The organism is Pseudomonas sp. ATCC 13867, assembly GCF_000349845.1.
Taxonomy (GTDB): domain Bacteria; phylum Pseudomonadota; class Gammaproteobacteria; order Pseudomonadales; family Pseudomonadaceae; genus Pseudomonas.
In genome coordinates, this window is record NC_020829.1 from 3,988,297 (window position 1) to 4,001,455 (window position 13,159).

Sequence of the window (13,159 nt, forward strand, 5' to 3'; positions counted from 1 at the left end):
CAAGGAGAAACCCATGCGGCACACCCACCCGATCCACCGATCCACCCACCGGCTGAACGACTGACGGAGACGCGACCATGCACAACATCTCGAAATGGCACGTGCTCGTCGGCGGCTTCCTCGCCTATCTGTTCGACGCCATGGAAATCATTCTGCTGACCATCGCCCTGCCGGTGATCCGCCAGGACCTCGGCCTGAGCATCGGCGAAGCCGGCATGCTCGCCTCGGCGACGCTGCTCGGCATCGGCTTCAGCAGCATTACCACCGGCTGGTACTCCGACAACTTCGGCCGGCGCAAGGCGCTGCTGGCGTCGCTGATCAGCTTCGGCGCGCTGACCATGCTGGTCGCCAGCACCGGCAACTGGTACCTGCTGCTGTTGCTGCGCTTCCTCTCCGGCCTCGGCCTGGGCGGGGTGTGGGGCATCGTCTCGGCCTACATCGCCGAGACCTGGCCGCAACATCAGCGTGCCCGCGCCACCGGCTTCGTGCTCAGCTCCTTCCCGGTGGGCGCCGCCATCGCCGCGATGGCCGGCAAGGCCTTCCTGCCGGACTGGCAGATGCTGTTCCTCGCCGCGGGTATCTCGACCCTGATCCCGGTGCTCTACCTCTGGCTGTTCGTCCCCGAATCGCCGGAATGGAAGGCGCAGAAGGACAGCGTCGCAAGCAGCGCGGAGGCCCCGGTCAAGGCTTCGGTCCGGGAGATCTTCGCCCCCGACCTGCTGCGCCTGACCCTGCTCGGCACCGCCGCGGCGAGCTGCTCGGTGATCGGCTTCTGGGGCGCCAGCACCTGGCTGCCGACCTACCTGGTGCAGGAGCGCGGGCTGGAACTCGGCATGATGGCGCACTTCATGACCATCCTGAACATCGGCGCCTTCATCGGCATCAACGCCTTCGGCCTGTTCGCCGATCGCATCGGCAAGCGCAACGCCACCCTGCTGTCGCTGCTCGGCAGCGCGGTGATGCTGGCGGTCTATGCGCTGACCACGGACAACCAGGTGCTGTTCTGGCTGGGCCCGGTCTACGCCTTCTTCTATGCCTTCGCCAGCCTGTTCGCCTCCTACTTCAGCGCCCTCTACCCGGTGCGGGTGCGCACCATCGGCGCCGGCTTCTGCTTCAACTTCGGCCGCGGCCTGGCCGCCTTCGCCCCGCTGCTGCTGAGCGGCATCGCCACCAGCCACAGCCTGGGGCTCGGGCTGCTGGTGTGCGCCGGGTTCTTCGCCCTGGGCACGCTGATCATGTTCTTCATGCCCCAGGCCGAAGTGCCACTCGCCGCCCCGGCGACAGCCTTGAAGCCGGCTGGAACCGCCGCCTCCTGACCATCCATCACTGACCTGCAGCCCGCCAGACCGGCACGTGCGCAACGTGCCGGAACGGGACTGCTCATGCGGAGAAAAACCATGACCACCATCCTGCAGCACTACATCGACGGCCGTCGCAGCGAGGGCCGCAGCGGCCGCGTCGCCGACGTGCGCAACCCGGCCACCGGCCAGATCAGCGTCCAGGTGCCGCTGGCCAGCGCCGCGGAACTGAACGAGGCAGTAGCCGCCGCGAAGGCCGCCTTCCCGGCCTGGTCGGCGACCACCCCGCTGCGCCGCGCGCGGGTGCTCGGCCGCTTCAGGGAATTGCTGGAACAGAACGCCGGGAAGCTCGCGGCGATCATCACCGCCGAGCACGGCAAGGTGCACTCCGACGCCATGGGCGAGGTGGTGCGCGGCATCGAGGTGGTGGAGTTCGCCTGTGGCGGCCCGCACCTGCTCAAGGGCGAGGTCAGCGAAAACATCGGTAGCGCCATCGATTCGCACGCCATGCGCCAGGCCCTCGGCGTGGTCGCCGGAATCACCCCGTTCAACTTCCCGGCCATGGTCGCGCTGTGGATGTTCCCGGTGGCCCTGGCCTGCGGCAACACCTTCGTCCTCAAGCCGTCCGAGCGCGATCCATCGGCGGCGCTGTTCCTCGCCGAGCTGCTGGCCGAGGCCGGCCTGCCCGCCGGCGTGTTCAACGTGGTCAACGGCGACAAGGAGGCGGTGGACGCGATCCTCGCCCACCCGGACATCCAGGCCGTCAGCTTCGTCGGCTCCACCCCCATCGCCCGGCACATCTACGCCACCGGCGCGGCCAACGGCAAGCGCGTGCAGGCCCTCGGTGGGGCGAAGAACCACATGGTGGTGATGCCCGACGCCGATCTCGACAAGGCCGCCGACGCGCTGATGGGCGCGGCCTACGGCGCCGCCGGCGAACGCTGCATGGCGATCTCCATCGCCGTGGCGGTGGGCGATGCCACCGCCGACGCGCTGGTCGAACGCCTGGCGCCGCGCGTGCAGGCGCTGAAGATCGGCCCGGGCACCGACCCGCAGGCGGAAATGGGGCCGCTGATCACCCGCGAGCACCGCGACCGCGTGCGCGGCTACGTCGACAGCGGCGTCGAGGAAGGCGCCGCGCTGGTGGTCGACGGTCGCGAGTTCCGCATGCAGCAGCCGGGCTACGAGGACGGCTTCTACCTCGGCGGCAGCCTGTTCGACCACGTCACCCCGCAGATGCGCATCTACCAGGAGGAAATCTTCGGCCCGGTGCTCGGCGTGGTGCGGGTGCAGAGCTACCAGGAGGCGGTGGCGCTGATCAACGCCCACCAGTACGCCAACGGCACCGCCATCTTCACCCGCGACGGCGACTCGGCGCGCATGTTCGCCCACGAGATCCAGGTCGGCATGGTCGGCATCAACGTGCCGATCCCGGTGCCCATGGCCTTCCACAGCTTCGGCGGCTGGAAGAACTCGCTGTTCGGCGACCACCACATGCACGGCCCGGAAGGCGTGCGCTTCTACACCCGGCTGAAGACCGTCACCTCGCGCTGGATGAGCGGCATCCGCAACGGCGCCGACTTCGTCATGCCGACCATGAAGTGAACCCGCGGCGGGCTACCCGCCCGCCTTTCCCCTCGCAGCCCGCACGGCGATCCCGCGCGGGCGGCAACCGATTCGGAACTGGACCTCAATGAACGTAAAACAATTACAAGAATGCTTTTGCAAGGTACTGACCGCGTGCACCCTGGCCCTCGCCGTACAGGCAACCGAGGCCGCCGACTGGAGCGATACCTTCGTCGGCTTCCGCTATGGCGAGCACTTCACCGAGCCGCCAGTGGACAAGAAGATCCAGAAGGAGATCTACCAGCTCGGCCACAGCCGGGGTAACGAGCGCGGCATGGGCTTGTTCAACCTGGACATCCTCAAGTCCGACGGCAACGACCCAGAGAAGGACAGCGACCACGGCGCCATCGAGGCGTACATGGTCTATCGCCACCAGTTCTACCTGAGCCACCTGTTCGACCGCTCGTTCCGCTATGGCCCGATCAAGGACATCGCCATCGGCGGCGGCGCCGAACTGAACTACAAGAACACCGACTTTTCCACCCGCAAGCGCATGCTGCTGGTCGGCCCGACACTGAAGTTCGACGTGCCCGGCTACCTCGACCTCAGCCTGTTCTACGCCATGGAGTGGAACCACTGCGGCCTGCCCGCCTGCCAGACCGAGAACATCGAGTTCGACCCGTACTACGTGATCCACCTGGCCTGGGGCTACCCCTTCCAGGCCGGCGAGGTGCCGCTGAAGTTCCACGGCTTCGCCAGCTACAAGACCGAGAAGGGCGAGGACTACTTCCGCCAGGATACCGGCGAGGAAAGCCTGGTGCGCGGCGCGCTGATGGTCGATGTCGGCAAGCTGGCCTTCGGCGAAAAGAACAAGCTGTGGGTCGGCCCGGGCTACGAGTGGTGGCACCACAAGTACGGTGCGGTACATAAGCCAGGCGTCAACACCCGCGCCCCGACGCTGCACATGGAGTGGCATTTCTAAGGGCGACGAACTTCCCCTGTCCGGATGCCGGAGGGCCTGCCATGACACTCCGGCGCTCCGGCACTCCTTGGCCAACCTGAAGCGGTCAGTCGCTATTGGGCAACTGGAGCTGGCGGAACCGATGCAGCACCGCTTCTTGAGCGTCATCCAGAACCTCGTCCCAGGGCAGAGGGGGGAGCGAACAGCGCGCCAAGATAATCGATGAAGGTCCGTACTTTCGTCGGCACAGGATGGATCGGCGAACCGATGGCGAGGAGCGCGCCAAGTCACTCGGCAAGCAACTCGTTGCTGACTACGAAGGCGCAGTTCTGCTCGCCAGAATCTATCGGAGCGCGAGTCTAATCGATACGGCAAACGCTTTCGTAAGCGATTCAAAACCAAGGCCGAAGCGCAACGCTTCGAGGCCCTGATGCGTCAGCGCCTGGTACAGAATCCGGAATGGAATCCACAGCCCAAGGATCGGCGGCGATTGTCCGAGTTGATCGAGCGCTGGAGCGTTCCGCATGGCCACGCGTTGAGCGACGGCGAGAATCGCAAGCGGCTTTTGCTGCAGTTGGCCGAGGATATGGGCGAACCGGTGGCGGCGCAGCTAACGGGCAACCAGTACACGGAGTATCGAACTGGCTACAGGGGCGCATGGCAAGACGTTGAACAACCGCCTGGGGTATCTGCGAGCGGTGTACAACGAGCTGCACCAGTTGGGCGAGATCGGCTACACGAATCCACTGCAACGGGTGAACTTGCTGATGGCCTGCTTCTGTTCGGCAGGATCGCTGCTCTTCAACAAAGTGGACACGCGCGAGACTGCCGTCCTGACTTCGGGCGAAGAGTCGTAGATGGACTTAGTGATGTGCTTGTGAATGGCCGCACCAGCGGCGCTGATGAGTAGCACGCAGAAGACTAAGGCGCCGAAAGAAAGGAATACCTTTGCGAATCCCATGACCACCATCCCTGGTTGGTTCGAGCGAGTGTATTCCACTGAGGCTGGGCTGCCGATAGCGTGCCTGATCCTTTCGACACTGGCCCGGACGCAGAAAAGACAAAGCCCCTGAAACTCTAGGAATTTCAGGGGCTTCAGCCATTTCAATAATGGCGGAGAGATAGGGATTTGAACCCTAGGAGCCATTGCTGACTCAACGGATTTCGAATCCGTCCCGTTCGACCACTCCGGCATCTCTCCGTGCGGCGCGCATGATACCAGCTTGAAGTCCGAACGCGAAGCTTTGTTTTCGGATTTTTTTGCGTGGTATCAGGCGCTTGCGTGCGCTCGGCGGATCAGAGCGGGACGCCGAGGCGGCGGGCCACTTCTTCGTAGGCCTCGATGACATCGCCCAGCCCCTGGCGGAAGCGGTCCTTGTCCATCTTCTTGCGGGTTTCCTTGTCCCACAGGCGGCAACCGTCCGGGCTGAACTCGTCGCCCAGGACGATCTTGCCGTGGAACAGGCCGAACTCGAGCTTGAAGTCCACCAGCAGCAGACCGGCGTCGTCGAACAGCTTGTTCAGCACTTCGTTGACCTTGAAGGAGTAGGCCTTCATTTCGGCCAGTTGCTCCAGGGTCGCCCAGCCGAAGGCCTGGACGTGGGATTCGTTGATGAACGGGTCGCCCAGGGCGTCGTTCTTCAGGAACAGTTCGAAGGTCGGCGGAGTGAGCTGCAGGCCCTCCTCCACGCCCAGGCGGCGCACCAGGCTGCCGGCGGCGTAGTTGCGCACGACGCACTCGACCGGAATCATGGCGAGCTTCTTGACCAGCACTTCGTTGTCCGACAGCAGGGCGTCGAACTGGGTCGGGATGCCGGCGGCTTCGAGCTTCTGCATGATGAAGGCGTTGAACTTGTTGTTCACCATGCCTTTGCGATCAAGCTGTTCGATGCGCTTGCCGTCGAACGCCGAGGTGTCGTTGCGGAACAGCAGGACGAGGCGGTCGGCGTCATCGGTGGTGTAAACCGACTTGGCCTTGCCGCGATAGAGTTCTTCGCGTTTTTCCATGATGGGCTCCGCTTGCTTAAGGGGTGGGCTCAGGCGATGGTGCGCCAGTCGAGTCCAGAATGCTGATCGGCTACCTGCAGCCAGTCCGGGTCGCACCCTAGGGTGTCGACGAAGCTTTGCCGGGCCAGCTGCGGCGAGTTGTTCTTTTCGCTGAGATGCGCCAGCACCAGGTGCTGCAGGCTTTCCCAGCCCAGTTGGGCCACCAGTTCGGCGGCCTGCCGGTTGTTCAAATGTCCCCACTGGCCGCCTACACGGACCTTGAGTGGGTAGGGATACGGACCGCGGGCCAGCATGTCGGTATCGTGGTTTGCCTCGATAACCAAGGCATCGAGGCCACGATAGCATTCCAGCACCTGCGCCGTGGCGGCTCCCAGATCGGTGAGCTGGCCAAAGCGCTTCCGGCCATCGGAAAACACGTACTGCAGGGGCTCCCGCGCATCGTGGGAGACGCTCACCGCAGTGACTTCCAGGTCTTTCAGTACCAGGCGGTCGCCGCATCTGAGCAGCCCCGCCGGTGTCACCGGCTTGCGCATTCCCTGCAGGGTACCGGCGCTGAGGTACACGGGTATTCGATGGTGCCGGGCCAGCAGTTCGACGCCGTTGATGTGATCGGAGTGCTCGTGCGTGACCAGTACCGCGTCCAGTTGCCCGGGCTCTACGCCCAGGCGCGCCAGACGGCGGATGGTTTCACGCAGCGGGAAGCCGCAATCGATCAGTATCCGGGTGTCAGAACTGCTCACCAAGGCCGAATTGCCCCGGCTTCCGCTCCCCAGGACCGCGAAGTGCACTGCGCATACTCTCCTGGAGTTTTTCCAGCACGCCCTGCGCGACATCGGCCGGCGCGGAGGTGTTGATGTCTTTGTCGACGGTGATCTGCACCGTGTTGTTCACGCTGGTCAGGCGAACCTGGTAGCGCTGCGCCTTGGCGTCTTCCTCTTCCTTGGTCTTCTCGCCACCGCCGAACAGGCGGCTGAAGAAGCCTGGCTTGTCTTCGTCCTTCTTCTTCGCGCCTTCTGCGATGTTGACGTAGTACACGCCCAGGCTGCGGTTGAGGTCGTCGACGCGGATGTCGGCGCGATCCAGTGCGCGGCCAACGCTGACCCAGGTGCGATCGAAGTCGGAATCCACGGTGAGCACCGGGTTGCCGCTACCGTCCTTGCTCAGCTCGGCGGTGCCGGGCGTGTCGTAGGCCGAGTGCGCGGCGAGCAGGGAGACGGAGCCGCCCTTCTCGGCGCTGGTGGCCATGTTGGCCAGCATTTCATCGAGCAGCGCGGCGTCGAGGCTCGGCACGACCGGCTTGGACGGCCAGTCGGCGCTGGCAGTGCTGCCGGCAGGGCGGGTTTCGCTCAGCACGTAGACTTCGCTGGTGTTGGTTTCCACGCCCGGCTCGATGCGCACGCGCACGCGCGCTTCGCTGTCGGGCTCGACGCCGGAGACGCGGCTACTCAGGCGGCGCGCCAGGGGCGCGGAGAGCTGCGAGAGCGGCTGCCAGTTGGTGCTGAACTCCCCGGTCTGCGGGCGTTCGTCGGCAATGGAGAAGCCGTTGTCCTGGAAGAACTGATGGGCCACCGGCCACACTTCGGCCGGCGGACGCTGGGCGATCAGCCAGCGCGAATCGCCGCTCTTCTGCAGGCTGAAGTCGCTGACTTCGCCGGAACTGGCCAGCGGCTGCGGGCGCGGCACTTCGAACTCGCCCTCTTTCGCATGGGTGTCGGCGACGTTCAGGGGCACCGGCAGCAGTGGGTCGAGCGGCTTGCTCTGCAGGCCTTCGGGCACCTTCATCGGCGCCGTTTCGCGGGCATTGAGGTAGTCGTCGCCACGGTCACGGAAATAGCCATCCGGCCCCCACAGCCAGCCGCAGCCGGAGGTGTTGCCGATGACCAGGGCGAGCGCAGTCAGTCCTGCCAGTCGCTTCATGCGAGAGAGCTCCTTAAGCCAGCACGCCGGTCTGGCGCATGGCCTGACGCAGCGGTTCGTGGCAACGCGGGCTGAGCCAGGTCAGGGGCAGGCGGATACCTTCGGGGATCAACCCCATTTCGTGCAGGGCGAACTTCACCGGAATCGGGTTGGATTCGATGAACAGGGCCTTGTGCAGCGGCATCAGGCGGTCGTTGATGGCGCGGGCTTCGCCGGCATCGCCACGCATGGCGGCGGCGCACAGGTTGCTCATGGCGCGCGGGGCGACGTTGGCGGTCACAGAAATGTTGCCCTTGCCGCCCATCAGCATCAGCTCGACAGCGGTGGCGTCGTCGCCGGAATAGACCAGGAAGTCCTTGCCGACGCGGTCCAGCACTTCCTTGCCGCGCTGCAGGTCGCCGGTGGCTTCCTTGATGCCGATGATGTTCGCCACCTTGGACAGGCGCTCGACGGTCTCCGGCAGCATGTCGCAGGAGGTACGGCCGGGCACGTTGTAGAGAATCTGCGGGATGGTCACGGCTTCGGCGATGTGGCGGAAGTGCTGGTACAGGCCTTCCTGGGTCGGCTTGTTGTAGTACGGGGTCACCAGCAGGCAAGCGTCGGCACCGCCGGTCTTGGCGGCTTCGGTCAGCTCGACGGCCTCGCGGGTGGAGTTGGCACCGGTGCCGGCGATGACCGGGATGCGGCCGTTGACCTGGTCGACCACGCGACGGATCACTTCCAGGTGTTCGCTCACGTCCAGAGTGGCCGATTCACCCGTGGTGCCGACCGCGACGATGGCGTTGGTGCCTTCCTGCAGGTGGAAGTCCACCAGCTTCGCGAGGCTGTCCCAGTCCAGTCGACCCTGAGCATCGAAGGGGGTGACCAGCGCCACCATACTGCCCGCAATCATGCAACCGCTCCTGCCGGAAAAAGAAAGCCGTAATGGTACTGTCGCCACCGGCCACGCACAAGGTGACAGCAGCGTCCGCGAACGCACAGACATTCCCCTCATCGGCGCTTTTCGCTACCCTTCCCCCTTTGTCGATGCGGCCCGCTTGGCCGCCACTCCCAGGAAAGCTGCATGTCCACCTCCCACCCTCGTGAACAATTCCTTCTGATCAGTGCTCTTGGTCCGAACCCGATGGAGTTGACCAGCGTGCTGTGCCGCACCTGCGTCGACAACCGTTGCTCGGTGGTCAGCAGCCGCCTGACCCGCCACGGCGAGTTCAGCGCGCTGATCCTGCAGGTCTCCGGCAGCTGGGATGCCCTGGCTCGCCTGGAGGGCGGCCTGCCGCCCCTGGCCAAACGCCACGGCTTCACCCTCAGCGTCACCCGCAGCAACGCCCACGTCACCCGCGCCCAGGCGCTGCCTTACGTGGCCTACGTCAGCGCGGTCTATCGTCCGGACATCCTCAACGAGCTGTGCCAGTTCTTCATCGATCACCACATCGAGCTGGAGAACCTCACCTGCGACACCTACCAGGCGCCGCACACCAACACCAGCATGCTCAACGCCACCATCACCGTGACCCTGCCGGCCGGCACCCAGATCAGTTGGCTGCGCGACCAGTTCCTGGACTTCGCCGACGCCCTGAACCTGGACGCGCTGATCGAGCCCTGGCGCCCGCAGCATCCCTAAGGAGAGAGCCTCATGGCCGTTGAACTGAACAAAGCCGTCGCCGACTTCCAGGCCCCGGCCACCAGCGGTGTCGCCTTCCGTCTGTCGGAACTCAAGGGCAAGCAGGTCGTGCTGTACTTCTATCCCAAGGACAGCACACCCGGCTGCACCACCGAAGGCCAGGGCTTCCGCGACAAGATCGAGGACTTCGCCACGGCCAACACCGTCGTTTTCGGGGTGTCCCGCGATGGCATCAAGTCCCATGAGAACTTCAAGGCCAAGCAGTGCTTCCCCTTCGAGCTGATCAGCGACAAGGATGAAGCCGTCTGTCAGCTGTTCGACGTGATCAAGCTGAAGAAGCTCTACGGCAAGGAATACATGGGGGTAGACCGCAGCACCTTCCTGATCGACGCCAAGGGCGTGCTGCGCCAGGAATGGCGCGGCGTGAAGGTGCCGGGCCACGTCGATGCCGTGCTCGCCGCCGCCCAGGCGCTGAACAAGGGCTGAGTTACCGAGCCATATGAAAAAGCCCGGCCTGTGCCGGGCTTTTTCGCTCCATCACATCAGCGGACTGACTTGCCGTTCCGGCTCCGGCTGCCGGGGCCAGGCATCCAGCACGGCTTTCACCAGGGTCGCCAGCGGAATGGCGAAGAACACGCCCCAGAAGCCCCACAGGCCACCGAACAGCAGCACGGCACAGATGATCGCCACCGGGTGCAGGTTGACCGCTTCGGAGAACAGCAGCGGCACCAGTACGTTGCCATCCAGCGCCTGGATGATCGCATGGGCGGCCATCAGGTAGATGAACTGGTCGCTCCAGCCCCACTGGAACAGCGCGATCAGCGCCACCGGCACCGTCACCACTACCGCGCCGATATAAGGCACCACCACCGACAGGCCGACCAGCAAGGCGAGCAGCGCGGCATAGTTCAGCCCCAGCACCGCAAAGGCGATGTAGGTTGTCACGCCGGTGATGAAGATCTCGACGACCTTGCCACGGATGTAGTTGGCGATCTGCTGGTTCATCTCGTTCCACACCTGCTTCATCAGCCCCCGCTCGCGCGGCAGGTAGCGGCGGAACCAGTGGTAGAAGCGGCGGCGGTCCTTGAGGAAGAAGAACACCAGGATCGGCACCAGCACCAGGTAGATCATGATATTGACCAGCACCGGCAGCCCGGACAGCGAGAACGTCAGCGCCCATTGGCCCAGTTGGCCCAGCTCGCTGCGCGCCGCCTCGACGGTGTGCAGGACCTGCTCTTCGGTAACCATGTCCGGGTAACGCTCGGGCAGCATCAGCAGCGTGGCCTGCCAGTCGCCGAGCATCCGCGGCAATTCATTGAGCAGCGTGAACAGCTGCTTCCAGACCAGCGGCACCAGCACCAGCAGGAACACCGCGAGCAGGCCAAGGAAGAGCGAATAGACCAGCCAGACCGCGAACAGGTGCGGCAGGCGCAGGCGCTCCAGAACGCCCACCATGCCCTGGATCAGGAAGGCGATCACCATTGCGGCCAGCACCGGCGCGAGCATGCCGCCGAACGCCAGGATGACGCTGAAGCCCAGCACCAGAATGACCGCCAGCACTATCGCCTCCTCGTCGGAGAAATAGCGCTGCATCCAGTCCTGCAAAACCTTGAGCATGAACAGACCTGCAAAACGAAGGGGGTAACGTCCCGGTTACCCGGACATGAGGGCTACTTCTTGCGCAGCCAGTAGCGATAGACGCCGGCTTCGACCTCTTCATGCAGTAGCGAGTGACCGGCAAGCTCGGCGAAGGCGCGGAAATCCCGCTGCGACCCGGCATCGGTGGCGATCACCTTGAGCACCGCGCCGCTGGGCAGACGGTTCAGCTCGAGCTTGGCCTTGAGCAGGGGAAGCGGACAATTAAGACCGCTGGCATCCAGCTCCGCGTCACAGGCGGGGATGAGCGGCGTGGAATCAGACATCGAAACGAACTCCGGGAAGGGCTCTCAAGGATACCGAAAGCATTGGAAAAGTAACCAGGCTCCGCGACACCCGCCGCCCGAACGACACCATCAGCTTCGCGGCTCGAAACCCAGGCAGCCCGGAAATACCGACTGCGATTTGCACCGCAGTCGCTCCGTGCGACCTAGGCATTGGCAATAACGTACAGCTAAAGTAGAGCCTTTCTCGGAACGAGCTTCTTGTACATGAAAGTACTGCGCCCAGCCTTGCTCACCATCGCCTGCGCCCTCGCAGCGCCCGCGATGTCGGACGACCTGCCATCCCTGGGCGACGCCAGCTCGTCCATCGTATCCCCGGAACAGGAGTTCCAGCTCGGCCGCGCCTGGTTGAGCATGCTGCGCAGCCAGGTCGATTCGCTCAACGACCCGCAACTGAAGGATTACGTCGAGTCCACCGTCTACCGCCTGGCCGAGTCCAGCGAGCTGCAGGACCATCGCCTGGCATTCATCCTGATCCGCGACAAGCAGATCAACGCCTTCGCCGCTCCCGGCGGCGTGGTGGGCGTCAACGGCGGCCTGTTCCTCTACGCCCAGACCGAAGGCGAATACATCGCCGTACTGGCGCACGAACTCGGCCACCTGAGCCAACGCCACTTCGCCCGCGGCATCGAAGCGCAGCAACGCATGCAGATTCCGGTGATGGCCGCCATGCTGGCTGGTATCGTCGCCGCCGCAGCCGGTGCCGGCGATGCCGGCATCGCCGCCATCGCCTCGACCCAGGCGGCAGCCATCCAGAACCAACTGCGCTTCTCCCGGCAGAACGAACAGGAAGCCGACCGCGTCGGCGTCACCACTATGGTTCGCGCCGGCTACGACCCGCGCTCCATGCCCAACATGTTCGAGCGCCTCGCCCGCCAGTACCGCTACGAGGGCAAGCCGCCGGAGTTCCTGCTGACCCACCCGGTGACCGAATCGCGTATCGCCGACACCCGCAACCGCGCCGAGCAGTTCCCCAAGGGCGGCAAGGAAGACACTCTGCGCTACGAGCTGATGCGCGCCCGCGTCCAGCTGATGTTCGAGGAAACCCCCGGCATGGCCGGCAAGCGTTTCCGCGCGGTGCTGGACGACGACCCGAAGAACGATGCAGCCCGCTACGGCCTGGCGCTCTCGCAGATCCGCATCGGCCAGTTGAACGAGGCCCGCGGCGGCCTCCAGCAACTACTGGCCAAGGCGCCCAACGACATCAGCTACAACCTGGCCCTGGTCGATCTGGACATCACCGCCAACAAGCTCCCCGATGCCCAGGCGCGGGTGCAGCGCCTGCTCAGCCAGTTCCCGCAGAGCTATCCGCTGATCCAGGCCCAGGCCGATCTGATGCTGAAGAGCAACCGCGCCGCCGATGCCGAGAAGACCCTGTTCAAGCTGTCCCAGAAGCGGCCGCTGGACCCGGACGTCTGGAGTCGCCTGGCCGACGCCTGCACCCTCAGCGGCAACGCCATCGGCGTGTACCAGGCACGCGCCGAGTTCTACGCCCTCACCGGCGACTACAAGCAGGCCATCGAGCAACTGGACTTCGCCAAGCGGCGTGCCGGCGGCAACTTCACCCTGGCCGCGCGCCTGGATGCGCGCCAGCAGGAGTTCCGCGAACAGGAACGTCTGCTGAAGGAGATGATGGGCCGCTGAACCCGCAGGAGCGAGCTTGCTCGCGAACGGCTCAGCGGGCAGCACGGGAGCCGTTCAGCTTCGTGAGCAAGCTCGCTCCTACGAAAATCACCTTGGTAGAAACGGAAAGGCCCGGCGTTATGCCGTAATGCTGTTCACTTAAGCATTTGAGCTGTTGTCGCGGCTCCCTGAAAATCCGATGCCAGACTTCTGGCATCGGATTTTT

The 13,159-nt window shown here is 64.7% G+C and carries 12 protein-coding genes, 1 tRNA gene and 1 pseudogene; 7 read left to right on the plus strand and 7 right to left on the minus strand.

Annotated elements, in window-relative coordinates:
- Positions 1-77: 77 nt before the first annotated feature.
- The 4 genes and pseudogenes from H681_RS17745 to H681_RS26935 all read left to right on the plus strand — a co-directional run bounded on the left by H681_RS17745 (position 78) and on the right by H681_RS26935 (position 4,682).
- Positions 78-1,316 carry an MFS transporter gene (locus H681_RS17745; protein ID WP_015478258.1) on the plus strand — a complete coding sequence of 413 codons (1,239 nt, stop codon included), beginning with the start codon at positions 78-80 and terminating at the stop codon, positions 1,314-1,316.
- 81 nt (positions 1,317-1,397) lie between these two features.
- Complete coding sequence (locus H681_RS17750; RefSeq protein WP_015478259.1) at positions 1,398-2,903, plus strand: CoA-acylating methylmalonate-semialdehyde dehydrogenase; 1,506 nt, start codon at positions 1,398-1,400, stop codon at positions 2,901-2,903.
- An 88-nt stretch (positions 2,904-2,991) separates the two neighbouring features.
- On the plus strand, positions 2,992-3,846 hold the full coding sequence (locus tag H681_RS17755) for a hypothetical protein (RefSeq protein ID WP_015478260.1): 855 nt from the start codon (positions 2,992-2,994) through the stop codon (positions 3,844-3,846).
- 409 nt (positions 3,847-4,255) lie between these two features.
- Positions 4,256-4,682 (plus strand): annotated as a pseudogene (locus H681_RS26935) (phage integrase).
- Between the two features lie 254 nt (positions 4,683-4,936).
- Here the strand turns inward: H681_RS26935 and H681_RS17765 are convergent.
- From H681_RS17765 to dapA, 5 genes are all read right to left on the minus strand, one after another.
- Positions 4,937-5,026: transfer RNA gene (locus tag H681_RS17765), tRNA-Ser, on the minus strand.
- A gap of 95 nt (positions 5,027-5,121) precedes the next feature.
- The gene (purC, locus tag H681_RS17770; protein ID WP_015478261.1) at positions 5,122-5,832 is read right to left on the minus strand and encodes a phosphoribosylaminoimidazolesuccinocarboxamide synthase; all 711 of its coding nucleotides are present in this window, start codon (positions 5,830-5,832) and stop codon (positions 5,122-5,124) included.
- A 29-nt stretch (positions 5,833-5,861) separates the two neighbouring features.
- Positions 5,862-6,620, minus strand: coding sequence for an MBL fold metallo-hydrolase (locus H681_RS17775; RefSeq protein ID WP_015478262.1), 759 nt, complete (start codon positions 6,618-6,620; stop codon positions 5,862-5,864).
- A complete protein-coding gene (gene bamC / locus H681_RS17780; protein WP_015478263.1) occupies positions 6,559-7,749 on the minus strand; it encodes an outer membrane protein assembly factor BamC in 1,191 nt (396 codons plus the stop codon). The genes H681_RS17775 and bamC overlap by 62 nt, the downstream gene beginning before the upstream one ends.
- 13 nt (positions 7,750-7,762) lie before the next feature.
- Positions 7,763-8,641 (minus strand): 4-hydroxy-tetrahydrodipicolinate synthase, encoded by an 879-nt coding sequence (dapA, locus tag H681_RS17785; RefSeq protein WP_015478264.1) that lies wholly within the window; start codon positions 8,639-8,641, stop codon positions 7,763-7,765.
- A gap of 171 nt (positions 8,642-8,812) precedes the next feature.
- On the opposite strand from dapA, the gene H681_RS17790 reads away from it, so the two are divergent.
- A complete protein-coding gene (locus H681_RS17790; protein ID WP_015478265.1) occupies positions 8,813-9,370 on the plus strand; it encodes a glycine cleavage system protein R in 558 nt (185 codons plus the stop codon).
- A 12-nt stretch (positions 9,371-9,382) separates the two neighbouring features.
- Positions 9,383-9,856 (plus strand): peroxiredoxin, encoded by a 474-nt coding sequence (locus tag H681_RS17795; protein WP_015478266.1) that lies wholly within the window; start codon positions 9,383-9,385, stop codon positions 9,854-9,856.
- A gap of 51 nt (positions 9,857-9,907) precedes the next feature.
- Here the strand turns inward: H681_RS17795 and H681_RS17800 are convergent, their stop codons facing one another.
- Together H681_RS17800 and H681_RS17805 are read right to left on the minus strand one after the other, a co-directional pair.
- Positions 9,908-10,987, minus strand: coding sequence for an AI-2E family transporter (locus H681_RS17800; RefSeq protein WP_015478267.1), 1,080 nt, complete (start codon positions 10,985-10,987; stop codon positions 9,908-9,910).
- Between the two features lie 53 nt (positions 10,988-11,040).
- Positions 11,041-11,292 carry a sulfurtransferase TusA family protein gene (locus tag H681_RS17805; protein ID WP_015478268.1) on the minus strand — a complete coding sequence of 84 codons (252 nt, stop codon included), beginning with the start codon at positions 11,290-11,292 and terminating at the stop codon, positions 11,041-11,043.
- A 225-nt stretch (positions 11,293-11,517) separates the two neighbouring features.
- On the opposite strand from H681_RS17805, the gene H681_RS17810 reads away from it, so the two are divergent.
- A complete protein-coding gene (locus tag H681_RS17810) occupies positions 11,518-12,954 on the plus strand; it encodes a M48 family metalloprotease (RefSeq protein WP_015478269.1) in 1,437 nt (478 codons plus the stop codon).
- Positions 12,955-13,159: the final 205 nt, after the last annotated feature.

Coding starts and splice junctions, on each gene's coding strand:
- purC (WP_015478261.1), bottom strand. CDS start 5,832: ATGGAAAAACGCGAAGAACTCTATCGCGGCAAGGCCAAGTCGGTTTAC.
- H681_RS17805 (WP_015478268.1), bottom strand. CDS start 11,292: ATGTCTGATTCCACGCCGCTCATCCCCGCCTGTGACGCGGAGCTGGAT.
- H681_RS17800 (WP_015478267.1), bottom strand. CDS start 10,987: ATGCTCAAGGTTTTGCAGGACTGGATGCAGCGCTATTTCTCCGACGAG.
- dapA (WP_015478264.1), bottom strand. CDS start 8,641: ATGATTGCGGGCAGTATGGTGGCGCTGGTCACCCCCTTCGATGCTCAG.
- H681_RS17790 (WP_015478265.1), top strand. CDS start 8,813: ATGTCCACCTCCCACCCTCGTGAACAATTCCTTCTGATCAGTGCTCTT.
- H681_RS17810 (WP_015478269.1), top strand. CDS start 11,518: ATGAAAGTACTGCGCCCAGCCTTGCTCACCATCGCCTGCGCCCTCGCA.
- H681_RS17795 (WP_015478266.1), top strand. CDS start 9,383: ATGGCCGTTGAACTGAACAAAGCCGTCGCCGACTTCCAGGCCCCGGCC.
- H681_RS17750 (WP_015478259.1), top strand. CDS start 1,398: ATGACCACCATCCTGCAGCACTACATCGACGGCCGTCGCAGCGAGGGC.
- H681_RS17745 (WP_015478258.1), top strand. CDS start 78: ATGCACAACATCTCGAAATGGCACGTGCTCGTCGGCGGCTTCCTCGCC.
- H681_RS17755 (WP_015478260.1), top strand. CDS start 2,992: ATGAACGTAAAACAATTACAAGAATGCTTTTGCAAGGTACTGACCGCG.
- bamC (WP_015478263.1), bottom strand. CDS start 7,749: ATGAAGCGACTGGCAGGACTGACTGCGCTCGCCCTGGTCATCGGCAAC.